This is a genomic window from Tissierella sp. P1 (genome assembly GCF_002266425.1).
Classification (GTDB): Bacteria; Bacillota; Clostridia; order Tissierellales; family Tissierellaceae; genus Tissierella; species Tissierella carlieri.
Window position 1 is genome coordinate 108839 of record NZ_NPMN01000010.1, and the last position, 17548, is coordinate 126386.

At 32.9% G+C, this 17548-nt stretch carries 20 protein-coding genes and 1 pseudogene; all 21 read left to right on the forward strand.

What is annotated here, in order from left to right; all coding sequences use genetic code 11:
- The first annotated feature begins 11 nt into the window (after window positions 1-11).
- The 21 genes and pseudogenes from CIW83_RS09070 (at window position 12) to CIW83_RS09170 (ending at window position 17420) form a co-directional block, all read left to right on the forward strand.
- Window positions 12-1013: an iron ABC transporter permease gene (locus CIW83_RS09070; protein WP_094900517.1), complete on the forward strand. Its 1002-nt coding sequence runs from the start codon at window positions 12-14 to the stop codon at window positions 1011-1013.
- Window positions 1013-1801: an ABC transporter ATP-binding protein gene (locus CIW83_RS09075; protein WP_094900518.1), complete on the forward strand. Its 789-nt coding sequence runs from the start codon at window positions 1013-1015 to the stop codon at window positions 1799-1801. Before CIW83_RS09070 ends, CIW83_RS09075 begins: the two co-directional genes overlap by 1 nt.
- 178 nt (window positions 1802-1979) lie before the next feature.
- Window positions 1980-2909 (forward strand): histidinol-phosphate transaminase, encoded by a 930-nt coding sequence (locus CIW83_RS09080; protein WP_235601278.1) that lies wholly within the window; start codon window positions 1980-1982, stop codon window positions 2907-2909.
- Between the two features lie 119 nt (window positions 2910-3028).
- On the forward strand, window positions 3029-4348 hold the full coding sequence (locus tag CIW83_RS09085; protein ID WP_094900519.1) for a cobyrinate a,c-diamide synthase: 1320 nt from the start codon (window positions 3029-3031) through the stop codon (window positions 4346-4348).
- 2 nt (window positions 4349-4350) lie between these two features.
- Complete coding sequence (locus CIW83_RS09090; RefSeq protein WP_094900520.1) at window positions 4351-4971, forward strand: precorrin-8X methylmutase; 621 nt, start codon at window positions 4351-4353, stop codon at window positions 4969-4971.
- Window positions 4968-6044, forward strand: coding sequence for a cobalt-precorrin-5B (C(1))-methyltransferase CbiD (cbiD, locus tag CIW83_RS09095; protein WP_094900521.1), 1077 nt, complete (start codon window positions 4968-4970; stop codon window positions 6042-6044). Before CIW83_RS09090 ends, cbiD begins: the two co-directional genes overlap by 4 nt.
- On the forward strand, window positions 6038-6634 hold the full coding sequence (gene cbiE / locus CIW83_RS09100; RefSeq protein ID WP_094900522.1) for a precorrin-6y C5,15-methyltransferase (decarboxylating) subunit CbiE: 597 nt from the start codon (window positions 6038-6040) through the stop codon (window positions 6632-6634). Before cbiD ends, cbiE begins: the two co-directional genes overlap by 7 nt.
- Window positions 6621-7175, forward strand: a complete 555-nt coding sequence (cbiT, locus tag CIW83_RS09105) for a precorrin-6Y C5,15-methyltransferase (decarboxylating) subunit CbiT (RefSeq protein WP_094900523.1) — start codon at window positions 6621-6623, stop codon at window positions 7173-7175. Before cbiE ends, cbiT begins: the two co-directional genes overlap by 14 nt.
- Window positions 7168-7923 carry a precorrin-4 C(11)-methyltransferase gene (cobM, locus tag CIW83_RS09110; RefSeq protein ID WP_094900524.1) on the forward strand — a complete coding sequence of 252 codons (756 nt, stop codon included), beginning with the start codon at window positions 7168-7170 and terminating at the stop codon, window positions 7921-7923. The genes cbiT and cobM overlap by 8 nt, the downstream gene beginning before the upstream one ends.
- Entirely contained in the window at window positions 7920-8945 is a 1026-nt protein-coding gene (cbiG, locus tag CIW83_RS09115) for a cobalt-precorrin 5A hydrolase (protein WP_094900525.1), read from the forward strand. The genes cobM and cbiG overlap by 4 nt, the downstream gene beginning before the upstream one ends.
- On the forward strand, window positions 8938-9660 hold the full coding sequence (cobJ, locus tag CIW83_RS09120) for a precorrin-3B C(17)-methyltransferase (RefSeq protein WP_094900526.1): 723 nt from the start codon (window positions 8938-8940) through the stop codon (window positions 9658-9660). Before cbiG ends, cobJ begins: the two co-directional genes overlap by 8 nt.
- Window positions 9657-10418 (forward strand): precorrin-6A reductase, encoded by a 762-nt coding sequence (cobK, locus tag CIW83_RS09125; protein WP_094900527.1) that lies wholly within the window; start codon window positions 9657-9659, stop codon window positions 10416-10418. Before cobJ ends, cobK begins: the two co-directional genes overlap by 4 nt.
- Window positions 10402-10662: a cysteine-rich small domain-containing protein gene (locus CIW83_RS09130; RefSeq protein WP_094900528.1), complete on the forward strand. Its 261-nt coding sequence runs from the start codon at window positions 10402-10404 to the stop codon at window positions 10660-10662. The genes cobK and CIW83_RS09130 overlap by 17 nt, the downstream gene beginning before the upstream one ends.
- 16 nt (window positions 10663-10678) lie before the next feature.
- A pseudogene (gene cobT / locus CIW83_RS09135) lies at window positions 10679-11751 on the forward strand (nicotinate-nucleotide--dimethylbenzimidazole phosphoribosyltransferase).
- A gap of 14 nt (window positions 11752-11765) precedes the next feature.
- Window positions 11766-12302, forward strand: coding sequence for a bifunctional adenosylcobinamide kinase/adenosylcobinamide-phosphate guanylyltransferase (cobU, locus tag CIW83_RS09140; protein ID WP_094900529.1), 537 nt, complete (start codon window positions 11766-11768; stop codon window positions 12300-12302).
- Window positions 12272-13033, forward strand: a complete 762-nt coding sequence (gene cobS, locus CIW83_RS09145) for an adenosylcobinamide-GDP ribazoletransferase (RefSeq protein WP_094900530.1) — start codon at window positions 12272-12274, stop codon at window positions 13031-13033. Before cobU ends, cobS begins: the two co-directional genes overlap by 31 nt.
- Window positions 13024-13584: a histidine phosphatase family protein gene (locus CIW83_RS09150; RefSeq protein WP_094900531.1), complete on the forward strand. Its 561-nt coding sequence runs from the start codon at window positions 13024-13026 to the stop codon at window positions 13582-13584. The genes cobS and CIW83_RS09150 overlap by 10 nt, the downstream gene beginning before the upstream one ends.
- 223 nt (window positions 13585-13807) lie before the next feature.
- Window positions 13808-14212, forward strand: a complete 405-nt coding sequence (locus CIW83_RS09155) for a hypothetical protein (protein ID WP_094900532.1) — start codon at window positions 13808-13810, stop codon at window positions 14210-14212.
- A gap of 466 nt (window positions 14213-14678) precedes the next feature.
- A complete protein-coding gene (locus CIW83_RS09160) occupies window positions 14679-15218 on the forward strand; it encodes a sigma-70 family RNA polymerase sigma factor (protein ID WP_094900533.1) in 540 nt (179 codons plus the stop codon).
- Window positions 15219-15807: 589 nt separating this feature from the next.
- Complete coding sequence (locus CIW83_RS09165) at window positions 15808-16224, forward strand: hypothetical protein (protein WP_094900534.1); 417 nt, start codon at window positions 15808-15810, stop codon at window positions 16222-16224.
- A gap of 122 nt (window positions 16225-16346) precedes the next feature.
- Window positions 16347-17420: a hypothetical protein gene (locus tag CIW83_RS09170; RefSeq protein ID WP_094900535.1), complete on the forward strand. Its 1074-nt coding sequence runs from the start codon at window positions 16347-16349 to the stop codon at window positions 17418-17420.
- Window positions 17421-17548 lie beyond the last annotated feature (128 nt).

Genomic DNA, 17548 nt, shown 5'->3' on the forward strand with positions numbered 1-17548 from the left:
AGGAGTAGGCTATGATTAAATATATAAAAGAAGGACCTAAAAAAAGTACAATGATTACTATCTTTATTATCTTATTCATAGCCAGTTTTTTCTTTAGTGTTGGCAATGGAGCGGTAAAAATAAACCCTTTACAAATAATTAAATCTATTTTATATGAGAAGGATACTGTAAAATATCAAATAATATGGAATGTAAGATTACCAAGAACTATAGTCGCAGCCTTAGTGGGCATATGTCTGTCATTATCTGGTGCTATACTTCAAGGAATAATGAGAAATCCTTTGGCAGGACCAAATATTATAGGAGTTTCCTCTGGAGGAGGCTTCTTTGCTCTTATTATTCTTATAATTTTTCCAAAGTATTATTATCTAGTGCCAATAGGTGCATTTATTGGTGCTTTATCTGCGACCTTATTTATATATTCTTTGGCATGGAAAGAAGGTGTACTTCCCACAAGGTTAGTCTTAGCGGGAGTAGCAGTATCATCTTTATTTAGTGCAGGTACTAATGGTCTAATGACATTTTTTCCTGATAGAGTCCATGGAGTTTTAGGATTTATGGTTGGAGGCCTTTCAGCTATAACTTGGAAGGATGTAAGAATAATCTTACCATATGCAGTGTTAGGAACGATACTAATATTATTTCTACCAGATAAATTAAATATCCTTATGCTGGGAGATGAGGTTGCTACAGGATTAGGTGTGAAGGTTGAAAGAACTAGATTTGTTTTTATAATAATTTCCTCCTTATTAGCAGGAGCAGCAGTATCTGTAGTAGGATTATTAGGTTTTGTTGGACTTATTGTACCTCATATGACAAGATTGTTTATTGGTTCGGATTATAGATATCTTTTTCCTGGAACTATATTTTTTGGTTCATCGATTGTTATGATTTGTGATACTCTGTCAAGAATATTATTTGCACCAATGGAGATTCCAGTAGGTATTATAATGTCAGCACTTGGAGCACCGTTTTTTCTTTATTTATTAAGAAAAAAGGAGGCAATGAAATAATGGGTATGGAAACCAAAAATTTACAAGTTAAATATGGAGATAAGGTAGTATTAAAAGATGCCAATTTTAAGGTGAATAATGGTGAGATAGTTGCTATCATTGGACCAAATGGATCAGGCAAAACTACACTCATTAAGGCATTGTCAAGGTGTATCAAATCCCATTCAGGGGATATATATCTTGATGGAAAAGATATATATCAAATACCTACAAAAAAAATAGCAAGGGAAGTGGCTATATTGCCACAAGTAAAGAATGTATCAGCTGATGTTACTATAGAGAATCTTGTATCCTATGGAAGATATCCCCATTTAGGATTTGGAAAAAGAATAAAAAAAGATGATAGAGATATTATCCATTGGGCAATTGAAAAAACTGGGCTGATAAAACTTAGAGATAGATATATAGCAACTCTATCAGGCGGAGAGAGACAAAGAGCTTGGATAGCAATGGCACTAGCACAGAAACCGAAGATACTAATTCTTGATGAACCTACTACATATTTAGATATATCCTATCAATTAGAAGTATTAGAGTTGGTAAAGGAGTTAAATGAATCTTTAGGTATTACAGTTATAATGGTTTTACATGATTTAAATCAAGCTGCCAGATATTCAGATAATATCTATGTATTAAGAGATGGACAGATATGTGAGTGTGGAAAACCGAATAATATATTACAAACTAAGATGCTAAAGGATGTATTTAGAATAGAAGCTCATATATATCAAGATGAAATAAACGATTGTCCATACTTTATACCACATAAGTTAAAACATAGTGAATAGTGAACAACTAATGGTGAATAGTTTAAAGATAGTTAATAGCTAATAGTAAATAATTGAGAACATAGTGAATAATTAAAAGACCTAAAAATTTTACTAAAAACTATTCACTCTTAACTATTGGCTATTCACTGCTTTTAAAACTATTCACTATTCATTATTATATAAGGAAGGTGATAAAATGGAGCATGGAGGAGATTTATTATCCTATGAAAAGTATTATGATGGAGAATTAATAGATTATAGTAGTAATATAAATCCATTGGGACCACCTAAAGGATTAGAAAAAGCCTTAATAGATGGTTTTAAGAATATTCAATCATATCCAGATATTAAATATAGAAGACTAAAAAAATCTATAGCTAACTACCTAAGCTGTAGTGAGAATAATACTATAATAGGAAATGGAGCAGTAGAATTAATAGATAATTTTATAATTTTAGCTAATAGAGTATTGGTTTCCACCCCTTCTTTTTCGGAATATGAAAAAAGGGCAATCATACATGGAAAAGAAATAATTAGAATTCCATATAATCTTGATTTTACAATAGATATTTTAACTATAGGAAACAAAATACAAAAAGGTGATTTAATAATATTGGGGAATCCCAACAATCCTACTGGGCTTAGGATAGATAAAATAGAATTAATAATGTTATACAATGTTATTAATAAATCTGGAGCATATTTACTATTAGATGAAGCTTTTTTCGAGTTTTGTCCTATAGATTATGACAGTATAGAATTGTTTAGGCAAACTAATTATGAAAATTTAGGGATTATAAGGGCTGCTACAAAATTTTTTGCACTACCTGGGATTAGACTAGGATATGGATGTACATCTACAGAATTGGTAGAAAAAATATCTAAGATAGAACTGCCATGGAGCATAAATTCCTTTGCGGAGGCAGCAGGTAATTTTATATTTAGTGATAAGGGATATATAGAAGAAAGTAAAAGATATGTTGAAAAAGAAAGACAATATATGCACCAAGAGTTATCGAAACTTTCTAATATAAAAGTATTTTTGACAGAGACTAATTATATTTTGATTAAATTATTAAAATGGAATGAAGAATATGTATTTAATTTTTTCTTAAGAGAGGAATAGTCATAAGAAAATGTTCGAGTTTTATAGGACTTAATCATCATTATATTAGAGTTGCCATAAAGAACAGAGAAAATAATAAGAGACTTATAGAAATCTTTAATGAATTGGAGTGTATGTAAATGAAATCCATAATGATTACAGCTCCGTCTAGCAATACTGGAAAGACAACAATTACACTTGGTATTATTAGGGCAGTTAAAAATAGGGGATTAGATGTATCTGCATTCAAAACAGGACCAGATTTCATCGATACTAAATATCTGGAACTTGCGTCAGGAAAGAGATCAGGAAACCTTGATATTCACTTAATGGGAAGGAAGGGAATAAGAGAATCCTTATCCATGAATTGTGGAGAATATGGAATTATAGAAGGTGTTATGGGATATTTTGATGGTATATATAACACCTTTGAAAATTCCAGCTTTGATATATCAAAGGAATTAGATATTCCTGCAATATTAGTATATAAACCTCAAGGTGAAATGTTTTCAGCTATACCCAAAATGAAAGGTATGGTAGAGTTCCATAGTTCAAAGATAAAGGGGATTATACTTAATAAGGTTAGTAAGGATATATATCAATTACTAAAGGAAAAAATAGAAGAGTATATAAATATTGAAGTATTAGGATATCTACCTCAAGATACATCCCTAGAAGTAGAAAGTAGATATCTGGGACTAATGCAAATCTATGAAAATGATGATTGTGAGGAATTAATATCTAAAGCAGCAGAAGCTGTGGAAAAAACAATAGATATAGATAGAGTAATTGAATTAGCTAGTTCAGTTGATATTTCCCCCTATGAATATCAGGAGAAAAGAGATATAGAAGTAGCAATAGCCTATGATGAGGCATTTAACTTTTATTATAATGAAAATCTAAATTTATTAGAGAATATCTGTAAAGTAAAATATTTTTCTCCAATTAGAGATAAAAATGTTCCAAAGGCAGACCTTATATATATTGGCGGGGGATATCCAGAGCTATATAGATATGAACTATCATCAAATATAGATATGATAAGCTCCATAAGAGAAAATGCCTTGAGAGGGAAAACCATTATAGCTGAGGCTGGAGGACTTATGTACTTGGTATCTTCAATAGAAAATTGTCCTATGTGTAATCTATTTAATGGCAATGCTATTATGACAGATAAATTACAGAGATTTGGATATGTGAATATGGAATTAAATCAGGATACTATAATAGGAAGACAAGGTAGCATAATCACTGGAAATGAATACCATCGTTCTACAATAGATATAAATGGGGATTCAGTATTTCATATTACAAAGCCAATGAATGATAAAAAAGTTTGGCAGTGTGGATATACCTATAAAAACGTTTTAGCATATTATCAGCATATTAATTTCCTTGGAAATATTGAAAATTTTAATTATCTACTGGATATTGTAGAGAAAATAAGAAAAGAGGGATAAAATTGTATATTAAAAACCCTATGGAAATAGAGAATAAAAGTATGGATATTATAGATGAAGTTATGGGAGATACTAATTTCTCAGAAGAAGAAAAGATAATAGCTAAGAGAATGATACACACAACTGGAGATTTTGATTATAGGAATATAATTATATTTAAAAATGATTTTATTGGAGAGGCTAAAAAATCTATTTTAGAAAAAGTAACTATATTTACGGATACTAAAATGGCATATACAGGGATTAATAAATCTGCCTTAGAAAAAGCTGGTTGTGAGCTAAAATGTTATATAGATGATGAGAGAGTATTTTCATTATCTAAAGAATTAGGAACTACGAGATCAGCTTGTGCAGTAGACTTAGCTGTTCAAGATGGTATAGATATATTTGTAATAGGCAATGCACCTACTGCATTGTTTAGAATACTAGAACTAGTCAAGGAAGGTAAAGCTAATCCACGATTTATAGTAGGAGTGCCTGTAGGGTTTGTTGGGGCAGCAGAGTCTAAGGAATATTTAAGAGAATTTGATATACCATCTATATCCACAGTAGGTAATAAAGGTGGAAGTAATGTAGCTGCTTCTATTATTAATGCCTTATTATATATGGTGGTAGGTAGATGACTTTAGATTTATATATAATAAAAGAAGGAAAACATCTAAGATGTGGATATACCACAGGATCTTGTGCGACGGGAGCAGCTAAGGCGGCAGCTACTATGCTTGATACAGGTAAGATAATAAAATATATAGAGATAGATACGCCAGCAAATATTAGATTAAAACTTGAGGTAAATAATCCATCGATTGAAGGGAATAGAGCAACATGTTCAATCATAAAGGATGCTGGAGATGATCCGGATAATACAGACGGGATAGAAATATATGCAACGGTATCTAAACGAGATGATGGACAAATTTTTATAGAAGGTGGTAGGGGGATCGGAAGAATAAAGAGAAAAGGTTTATTTGGAGAAATTGATGAAGCGGCCATTAATCCTGTACCAAGAGAAATGATTCAAAAAGAGGTAAAAGAGGTTTCAAATAGTGGATATGATATTTTAATATTTGCACCTCAAGGAGAAGAAATAGGGAAAAAAACTTTTAATAAAAATATTGGCATTGAAGGTGGAATATCTATTATAGGCACAAAAGGGATAGTATATCCAATGTCAGAGGAAGCTCTTGTAAAAACCATATATATGGAAGTGGATATGCTGGCTGAAAGTCAGGGGAAAGATAATATAATCTTAGTACCGGGAAATTATGGGGAAAAATTATCAGAAGAATTGGGGCTAAAGGAAGGAAAAGTAAAGATATCTAACTTTATAGGGGATAGTCTGCTGTATGTATATAACAAAGGTTTTAAGTCTGTGACCTTAATAGGACATATTGGCAAATTTGCAAAGCTATCTATAGGTGTTTTCAATACCCATAGTAAAATATGTGATGGAAGAATGGAAGCTTTTATATATTATTTGGCTCTGATGGGAGCACCAATGGAATTACTCAATAGAGTAAATGATACCATTACGGCAGAAGAAGGATTAAACATATGCATAGACTCTGGTTATGGTGAAGTTATAAGACATATGGAAAAAGGGGCAGAGGATAGGATTAGGAAATATCTAAAGGATGAAAATTATAAAGTAAAGGTAATCATATATTCCATGGAAAAAGGGGTGGATATATGTTAATTGTAGCAGGAGTAGGACCAGGGAATCCAAAGTATTTAACCTATGATGTCAGAACGAAAATAGAAGAAGCAAGGCATATTTTAGCCTTTGGGAGAGTGGTAAATTCCCTTAAAATCATTAGGGAGGATATTATAGAAGTAAATAAGGTAGAAGAAATATTAAATTATATAGATGGGAAAAAGGAAATACTATTACTTGCTTCTGGAGATCCAAACTTTTTTGGAATAGTCGATTTTCTAAAGAAGAAAGGTCTTGATATACAAGAAGTACTACCTGGACTATCTTCATTTCAATATATGATGGGAAAGCTTCAGAAGTCATGGCAGAATGCAAATTTTTTATCTCTTCATGGAAGAGATGAGAATCTAGAAAATATCAAATCACATAAGCTTAGTATATTGTTAATAGATAAGGAAAATACCCCTAATAAGATATCAAAGGAGTTATATGAATTAGACATTAGAGGAAAGATTTATGCAGGATTTAATTTGTCCTATGAGAATGAAAAAATAATTATGAAAAATATTGGAGAAGAAATAGAAAATATTTCATCTCTTGGAGTGGTGGTAGTTGAAAATGAAATGGATTAAAGATGAAGAGTTTATAAGAGGCAATATCCCTATGACTAAGTTCAATATTAGGCTACTTACATTGGGATATTTAGCCATAGAAGAAGGAGATAGATTATTGGATATAGGAGCAGGGACAGGATCTATATCTATAGAAGCATCACTTCATGGTGCTAAGGTGTGGGCAATAGAAAGAGAAGTTGAAGGCATAGAATTAATAAGAACAAATAGTGAAAAATTCAACGCAGGAGTTAATATAATCCATGGACAAGCTCCAGATAGCCTTCCAAATGAGAGCTTTAATAAGTGCTTCATAGGAGGATCTGGAGGAAAACTAGAAGACATATTTTTGTATCTGCAAAAAAAATTAGAGAATGATGGGATAATATGCGGAAATTTTATAACCTTAAAAAATGTAACTCAGTTCATTCAACTATTAAATAAATATAATTACAAAGATATAGAAGTACAATTAATTCAAGTGTCATCTATGGATAAAATAGGACTTTTAAAAGGGCAAAATCCAATTTTTATAGCAAAAGGAGTGAAGGAGTATGATTAGCTTTGTAGGGGCAGGACCAGGAAATGTTGACTTAATAACAATTAAAGGTAGGAGACTTTTGGAAGAGGCTGATGTAGTCATATATGCAGGATCATTAGTATCTAAGGAACATTTAGAATTTTGTAAAGAAGAAACTGAATTCCATAATTCAGCTTCAATGACTTTGGAAGAGGTAGTTGAGGTAATAGAAAGATCTGTAAAAGATAATTTAAAGGTAGTTAGATTGCATACGGGAGATCCTACAATATATGGAGCAATAAGGGAACAAATGGATTTATTAGATGCTAAAGGTATTTCCTATGAAGTGGTACCAGGTGTTAGTTCCTTTACAGCAGCTTGTGCATCTATTAAGAAAGAGTTTACACTTCCGGATGTAAGTCAAACCATAATCTTGACTCGAATAGAGGGACGTACTCCAGTACCAGAAGAAGAAGATTTAGAATCCTTGGCTAAGCATAAAGCTTCAATGGCGATATTTCTGTCAGTACAAGAAATAGATAGAGTAGTAGAAAAATTAGTAAAAGGGTATGTAAATGACAATGTACCAGTTGCTATAGTATACAAGGCTACTTGGGAAGATGAAAAAATAATATTTGGCACACTTAAGGATATTGAAGAAAAGGTAAAAAAAGAAAACATTAATAAGATGGCTCAAATTTTAGTGGGTAATTTCATAGAAGGTGAATATGAAAGGTCAAAGCTATATGACCCAAGTTTTACCCATAAATTCAGGAGTGCATCAAAATGAAAATAGCTTGTTTATCATTTACTGAGAATGGAAAAAAACTAGGTGATAAACTAAAAAGATTAGATAAAGAAAGTAAATCATATATAATCCACCATTATGCCAATGAAGATATATATGGTGGAATAAAAAACTTATTAAATTATGCTTGGAAAGAATATGATGGGTTTGTATTTATTTCATCTACTGGAATAGCCATAAGGATGATAAATCCATATATAAAGCATAAAACAATAGATCCTGCTGTTGTGGTAGTAGATGACTATGGAAGATTTTCCATATCATTATTGTCAGGACATTTAGGCGGAGCAAATGAATTGTCTAAATGGATAGGAGAAAAGATAAATGCAATCCCAGTTATTACTACAGCCTCAGATAATAGGAGAATAGAGTCAATCGATTTATTTGCCCAAAAAAACAACTATTATATAGAAGATATAAAATCGGTGACAAAGATTACAGCAATGATGGTAAATGAAAGAACTATTGGATTCTATTCAGAGGATAATGCAATTATAGATTATCCTAATATTATAACTTTAGAAGATTTAGATTATATACATCCTAATGTAAAAGGAATAATTATAGTTAGTTCACAAAATTTTAAGCTAGAGGACATAGATATTCCAACTACATATTTAAGGCCAAGAAATATTAATATTGGTATAGGATGTAGGAAAGGAATGGAAGGGGTACGGATTATAGAGGCGATAGAAACAGCTCTTATGGAGATAAATCTATCTAGTCAAAGTATAAAAGCTATTGGTACAGTTGAAGTAAAAAAAGATGAAGATGGAATTATCGAAGCAGCAAAACATTTCCATTGTCCAATGAAGATATTTACTATAGACGAAATACAAAAAGTAGAAGACAAATTTGATAAATCTCAATTTGTTAAAGACACTATAGGTGTTTATTCCGTATCAGAGCCTTCTGCATATTTACTGGGAGGAAGATTAATCACAAATAAATCAAAACATAATGGGATCACAATATCAATATCGAAGGAGATGAAAAATGGCTAAATTATATGTAGTAGGAATAGGACCAGGTGGAAGAGAGCATATGACTTATAGAGCGGTAGAAGCAATTAAAGTTAGTGATGTAATAGTAGGATATACACCATATATAGAATATATTGGAGAATTAGTAGAGGATAAAGAATTATTTTCTACAGGAATGAAGGGTGAAATAGAAAGGTGTAAAGCAGCCATAGATATGGTTAGGAGTGGAAAAAACACAGCGATTATAAGTACAGGAGATGCAGGACTTTATGGAATGGCGGGACCAATACTTGAATTAGCAGAAGATATAGAGGTGGAAATAATACCGGGAGTGACAGCATCATTCTCAGCAGCAGCAGAACTAGGATCTCCAATTATGCATGATTATGCTTCTATAAGTTTATCAGATTTACTTACACCTTGGGAAGTAATCGAAAATAGATTAGAAAAAGCAGCAGATGCAGATTTTGTTATTGCTATATATAATCCAAAATCAAAGGGAAGAAAAGAACATTTAGAAAAAGCAGTGAATATAATTTTAAACTATAGAAAAGGAGAAACTCCAGTAGGTATAGTCAAGAATTCTGGTAGAGCAGGCAGAGAAATAATTATCACTACTTTAGATAATATAGACTATAAAAAGGTGGACATGTTATCAGTACTTATTATAGGAAACTCCAATTCCTATATAAAAAATAATAAAATTATTACACCGAGGGGATATAATATAAAATGATTTGGATAATAGGTGGTACTAGTGAAGCTAGGGAAATAGTAGATAGGATAAAAGATCTAAATAACTACATTGTAACTATAGCCACAGATGGGGGGAAAGAGTTTGTAAATAGTGACAAGCTACTAGTAGGTAGAATGAGTTATAAGGATATGGTTAAATTCTGTGAAGAAAATAAAATATCACTAATAGTAGATTTAACCCATCCCTATGCTAAGATAGTATCAGAAAATGCAAAACAAGTAGCAAAGGATTTAGAAATATATTATATTAGATATATGAGGGACAAGATAGAGCTGAAAATAAATGCTATTTATTTAAATAGCTATGATGAGGCTTATGATTATTTATCAAAAATTTCAGGGACTGTATTTTTTACAACGGGATCTAAAAATATCGGTGATTTTGAAAAGGTACGAGACAAGAATAGATTTATCTATAGAATACTTCCAGCTATGGAAAGCATAGAGGAGTGTAAAAAACATAATGTTCATATGAAGGATATAGTGGCAGTATTGGGTCCATTTTCTAAAGAATATAATAAGGTTATGCTTGACGAATATAAAGCTAAATATTGTATAATGAAAGATAGTGGACATAAGGGTGGTACTCTAGAAAAATTACAAGCCTGTGAGGAATTAGGTGTAATACCAATAGTAATAGGGAGAGAAACTGAAAATGGAGTTAAGGATCTAGATTTAATTGAGAAAATAATCAGAGAAAAAAATAAGGGGGGGAAAATAAATGGAGCATTCATATAGATTTTACAGGAATACCGCTTGCGACTATTTTCCATGTCATAAAGTGAATAATGAAGAAGAATTTAATTGCATGTTTTGTTATTGTCCATTATATTTCTTAGAAAATTGTGGTGGCAACCATATAGATAACCGTGGTATAAAAGACTGTTCAAACTGCCTTGTACCTCATAAACCAAATGGTTATGATTATATAAATAAGAAGATAATGGAGCATAATGACAAGAAAATTAGAGACAACAAATAGGAAAGGCGGAATACAAATGAATCTATTAAAGGAAACTATAAATTCAATAACACCTCCAAATGAGGAAGCAAAAAAATTAGCAAGGGATAAATGGGATGGCTTAGTAAAACCTGTTGGTAGTTTAGGTACATTAGAAGAAGCTACTATAAAAATAGCAGGTATGACTGGTAAAGTGGCTAATAAAATAGATAAAAGAGCTATAGTTGTAATGTGTGGTGATAATGGAGTAGCAGACGAGGGAGTAAGTTCAGCACCTCAAATTTTTACAAAGGTTTTAACGGAAAGTATGACAAAAGGATTGACAGGAGTTGCAACTTTAGGTAAATATGCAAATACAGACATTGTTACAGTAAATGTAGGAGTAATAGGAGAAATAGATGATCCGAAGATAATAAATAGAAAAATTGCAAATGGAACAAAAAACTTTGTAAATGGACCTGCAATGACTTATGAGGAGGCAATTAAATCTATAGAGATAGGTATTGAAATAGGGGATAAACTATACGGTGAAGGATATGATATTTTAGGTACTGGAGAAGTTGGTATAGGTAATACTACTACTTCAGCAGCAGTTCTATCAGCTTTGACAAATTTAGATGTAGATATAACCTGTGGAAAAGGAGCAGGTCTTACAGATGAGCAACATTCCAATAAAAAAGATGTAATAAGAAGAGGAATAGAAATAAATAAGCCTAATAAGGAAGATCCTATTGATGCAATAGCAAAGGTAGGGGGATTTGATATAGGTGGAATGTGTGGATTGTTTTATCAGCTGCTAAAAACAAAAAGCCTATAGTAGTAGATGGTTTTATATCTTCGACTGCAGCTCTTTGTGCTGTTAAATTAAATCCTTTAGTTAAAGAATATATAATTCCATCTCATTTATCAAGAGAACCAGGAGCAAAGTATGTAATGGATGAACTACAATTAAAACCTATGCTGAATCTAGGAATGAGATTAGGAGAAGGAACAGGATGTCCATTGGCATTTCAAATCATAGAAGCCGGAATGTATACATTGGAACATATGGGAACATTTGAATCATTATCATTAGATGGTGGTGCATTAGTAGATATAAGAGAAGAATAAAAGGTCGTGATAAAATGATTACATTAGTCACAGGCGGAGCTAGATCAGGAAAAAGCCGATTTGCAGAAAATCTATATAAAGATGGAAAAGATGTAGTATATATAGCCACATCTAAGATAACAGATGCTGAAATGAGGGAAAGGGTAAAACTTCACCAAGAATCTAGACCAAGTGAATGGAGAACTTATGAGGGGAACTATGATCTTCAGAACTCCATAGGTAAAGAGGTGAATTACTTACTTGATTGTATCACTGTCCTTACATCTAATATAATGTTCGATATATCAAAAGATGTGGAATATATAGATTATGATATGCAAAGGCGAATAGAAGATACAGTAATTCGAGAGATACAAAATTTAATCAACGGTATTAGGCTAAAAGATTATAATCTGGTTTTAGTAACAAATGAAGTAGGAGATTCCATAGTGCCAGAACACCATATATCTAGGGTTTTTAGAGATATTCAAGGAAGGATAAACCAAAGAATCGCTTCATTAGCAGATGAGGTTTATTTGGTATGTTGTGGCATACCAGTGAAAATCAAATGATAAAAGGGCTCATACTTTCTTTACAGTTCTTTTCAAGAATACCTATTAATATTAATGTAGATTTTAATGAAAAGAATATTAGATACAGTATATTCTTTCTTCCTTTAGTTGGAGCTATAATAGGAGGCTTTGGAGGATTAATCTATTATTTGATTTCTCCATACAATAGACTTGTTGCTTCCTTTTTGGCACTACTCGCCGCTATAATATTAACAGGCGGTCTACATATAGACGGCCTTTCCGATACCTTTGATGGATTTTTATCCAATAGAGATAAGGAAAGAACATTAGAAATAATGAAGGATAGTAGAATTGGTGCCTTTGGAGTTCTGAGCCTTGTACTTCTGATTCTATTTAAATTCATATTGATATATAGCATTGAAAACTTGCCTCTAGCTATAATCTTATCCTTTGCGAATAGTAGATTGGTGGTTGCAAGAATAATATCATATAAGAAGAATGCTAGACCTGGTGGATTAGGTGACTTATTTCATAAAAGTAATCCTAAGAGTTTAATGATTGCAAGTGGGATTATTTATATGGCTATTTTGATATTATTAGACATAAGGTATTTAATTCCATTACTAATTACATTTTTAGCTGGAGAATACATATCAAGCATATCCTATAAAAAGATAGATGGATTGACTGGAGATGTATATGGTGCAATTATAGAATTAGGAGAGGTTGTTTCCTTACTTAGCTTTTGGAGTGTGATGTTATGGATATAATTATGATACGCCATGGAGAATCAGAGGATAATATACAAAGGATTTTTAGCAGGGATGATACTAGGCTTACAGAGAAGGGTATAGAACAGATAAAGAAGACTAAGGAATTAATAAATAAATTTAGCTATGACAAAGTATATTATAGTCCGTTAAAAAGAACGGTGGAGACATTGGAGAACCTAGGATTAATAGGCACTGAGGATATAAGAATTAGGGAAATTAACTTTGGAATATTCACTGGAAAAACCTTTGAAGAAATATCAGAGATTTATCCTGATGAAACTAAATCCTGGTTAGATGATACACAAAGCTATATTATTCCTGAAGGGGAAAGCTTATTAGATGTATATAATAGGGTAAGGGAATTTTTAGATGAAGTATCTCAATATAAGGAGAACATATTACTCGTCACCCATGATTGTGTTATTCGCTTGGCATTATCTTGGATATTCGATAATCCAGATTATTTCTTTAAGTTTAAAGTAGATAATGGAAGTATAAACATAATATCAATAGAAGATGGATTTAAATATATAAAGAAAATAAATTGACATAAGAGGATAGTTTTTTTGAAATTGACACAAGGGGACGGTTCTTCTGTGCGGTTGTACAGAAGAGCTGTCTTTTTTTACATATAAGATAACTTTCATTTTAAGATATTAAAATTATTTTTAATTTTTGGACAAAAGTTAGCTGACTTTAAGATTTAAAGATTATATGATTAGTATAAAAAATTTAATATATTTGTTTTAAATATTATAGGAGGCGAATCATATGCAAATTAAAGCATGGATAAAGCGTACATTAATTTATACTCTTATTTTAGCATTTGGTTTTTCATTAGGATTAGCAGGCCAGGTATCAGCAAATTCATATCTTAATCAAAGTTTTATGCCAGCACCGGAATATCCTAAGAACGAGTCCGGCGAGACATACGGCTCTGCGTTAAAAGCAACTTCGCCCGCTAACGAACCAGATCTTATTCAAGCAATTGGCGAAGATGGAACTGTTGGATATGTGAGAAATTCAGATCTTATTGATAAACAGCCTAAGACTCCAGAAGAGGCTCTAAAAATGAATACAGAAACTTGTGAAAAAGAGATTACTCTTTATGCTTCAGACGGTAAGACAGTCATAGGTAATTTTAAAATTACAAAAGGAATAGTAGTAGAAAGGTAGTAAAATACCATAACTCGGCGCATGTCGATTTGAAGTGAACCCTTTTTGATAGATAAAAAAACAAAATCTAATGAAAAGGGTTATTTTTATTCCAAAAGCAATTTATACTACGGGAAATAATATAACCTCGGCTAATGTCAAAGTATTTGATGTGCGGTATCCACTTTCCATTTATGAATTTGTTAATAATCTAACAAGTGGTGGAGAATTAGAATGTCGAAAGATAAAAAATATATGTTGCTTCACGATAAGGAACATATGAAGAACTGTATTAATAAAAAACAAAATAAACCTGACAAGCCTCCTGTGAATTTAGTCCTTACCTTCTCTTAGCTACATAGATTTTTGAAGTCAATCATACCTATGGTGAATGTAAACAGAAAAAGTTGTAACAATGGAATAACAATTTATCGTTTACATTTTGTCCCATCCCACCTCTCTATCATATAGAAAGGTGGGATGTTCTATGTTGAAAGATATAATTCTCAATGCGCAGGCAGGAAACGATGACTCCATTCTTATTATGGTAGATAAGTTTAATCCTTTGCTCAAAAAGTACTCCTATAAACTTAGTTATGATGATGCATACAACGACCTATTAGCAGATTTTTTAGACCTGATTAAAAACATTGACATGAGCAGGCTTCGTCATAATTGTGAAGTGGGCATAGTTTCATACATATGTAAATCCGTATATTCGAGCTATATTAATAAATCTAAGACTAACTGCAAATATTTCCAATCAACAATTCCATTTTCAGGACTAAATGAGAATGAAAAGTATTACGCAGAACTATCTTTGTCAACAGTTGATAGAGACGATGCTTTGTTAGTATCCAGCCTTAATGAAATTTTGAACCAGCATGAGTTTTGTATCATATATACGATTTATTTTTTGGGATACTCATCAGCGGATATTGCTCAATCAAGTGGTACGTCACGTCAAGCAGTTAACCAAACAAAACGTAGGGCTTTAGAAAAATTACGAAAAGCCTTTGTTGTTTAGTATCTATTTGTGTGGACTAAACCCACCCGCCTTTAGCTGTATACACTTTAAGCCTTACCTTTGAATTGAAATATTTCTTTATAAGTTTACAAATTACAAACGTTTTTCTCCTTATTTTTTGTATTCAACCCAAGTTTTCCAGACTTTCGACGCCGTCAACCTTCCTGGGTTACTCTTTTCGAGGCTCAGTTACTTTCAGGCCTACTACCTGACTAGCTACGCTTAGTGGCTGCGATTACTCCCAGACACCCAAGACTCGCTATTGGTGACTCGGCTGGTGTCTTCCCAAGCAAGGTTTCCACTTGCTAAACTTCACAACATGGGCTTAGTCGCATAATTATTTGTATAGCGTTTACAAATCATTTATCGGGATCTCTTTAGTAAGTAAGCTTGCAAGCCAACATCATTAAAGTGGGGGAGACTTTATCGAATACTCAGCGCAGGGTCCCGGCTGAACTCGACCCACAGGAAGAAGACGCAAAATACGAGATGAAAGGGGGTAATTCCAATGTTTCCATAAATGCGCTCATACACAGCAGATTTATAACACTTCTATCATTATCCAAATAAAAAGAAAAGGAGAATTACAATGAAAAAGTCTATTAAATCAATCATGACTCTGGCCCTGGTCATTACCATTCTGTCCGTAAGTGCGATGTCAGCTTTCGCTGCTTCAAGTTTTTCTACCTCTACTCAGAAAAACGGCACACTTAGTGGAGGAACGTATTGCGGAGTCGGAGGCTCACCTAATCTTAGTTTCTCAGAAACACTTCTAGCTTCCCCTACCTCAAGCTCCTATATCAAAGCATCTCACCAAGTGGTAAATTATTCTACTGGAGCTACTGTTGCAACACCAAGTTCTGGTTCTGGGTATAATACGAGCTACGTTTCGTCATATGTCTATTTGAACGCTGGAAAATACACTTCTTACGGTACGCATGATTTCTATAACGGCTCTGAGACAATATCCAAATATACAAATCTTGTCGGATTTACCGTCTATTAGCATTTATGTAGTCTGGCAGGAACGCGCGTTGCGCGTTCCTGCCAAATAACCAAAAGAAGATATTCCGCATAGATAATCCAGCATACAAAAATCTTCATAATTTGAAAGGAATGATCATTAACATGAGAAAGATAGCAGTATTTCTGGTGATAGGCATATTATTTTTGTTTTCATCTTGCGCGAAGGAACCCATTCCGGCGGAATCACTGCCGACGGGTATAGATCCCCTTAATACTTCGGAGAGTAGTAATTATGGTCAATTATCGGCAATAGGAAAACCACTGCCGGAGGGTACGATATCGCGTAAAAGGGTAAACTCTCCGCATACCTTGGGATACGATGTATACAACGGCGAGCCTATCGAAGTTTCACTCGAAGTCTTAGCAAGCGAAACTCCAACTTATACAGAGGGTTACATGGTTTTTGTCGAGGGTATACCTGTACTTTCCAGAATTAAGGTAGACGGTGTTATGCACGAAAAAGAGAAATATATGCACATTGTTGACCATCGCGAGGAAACCACGACAAATGTGAATTTATATTTTGAGCCGCTTGGATTTCAAAAAAAAGAAATTGTGGAGTTTTATATTGCGTATATATTTACTCCTTCCTATATTCTATACGAGTATTATCCTTTATATGGAAACACACATAAGATAATGAACGCTCCTTCGATCCCTGTTAAAATAGAAAGAGGAAGCGATTCCACAACGAAAAAAATGGCATTGTTCCCCTCAAGAACATATGAGATTCCTAATGAAATATATAAAATGTATGAGCATGAAGATGGGACGAATTATTTAGACTCAGACCCAATTGTCGAATTATACGATGGCAGCGGGAATCAGATTGTACAACAAATGGGTGCAAACGGCTATACAGATTTAAAGATCAAACTATATGGAGCAAATTCAACCCAATATAGACTTACACTATTAATCGACCAACAGCCGGTTTTGATTTCGGGTAAAGACTATCTTGAGGTTACGCTTGAGAAAATCACGACGGCAGAATTTGATTTTACGATAGACATATCTGAACTTGATAGAAAAAGTACAATTATGGCAGTTGCTGTTCCTTATGGAGATACATTTCAGAGGTATATTACACATTCTGTTCCGGTGTTGCTGATAAATCTGGACAAACCACAAGCAGAAGAGGACATCGTCCCGCCTGAATATAAATATGCTGAATGAGACGACTGAGCCAGTTGTGATTTGAAAGTCCGTCACACCAATGTTACTGAGACTTCTGTTCAACCATTCTACAACGTACGCCCGGCTTCGCTATCAACAGCTCCCAATCGTAGTTATTATTCTACGAT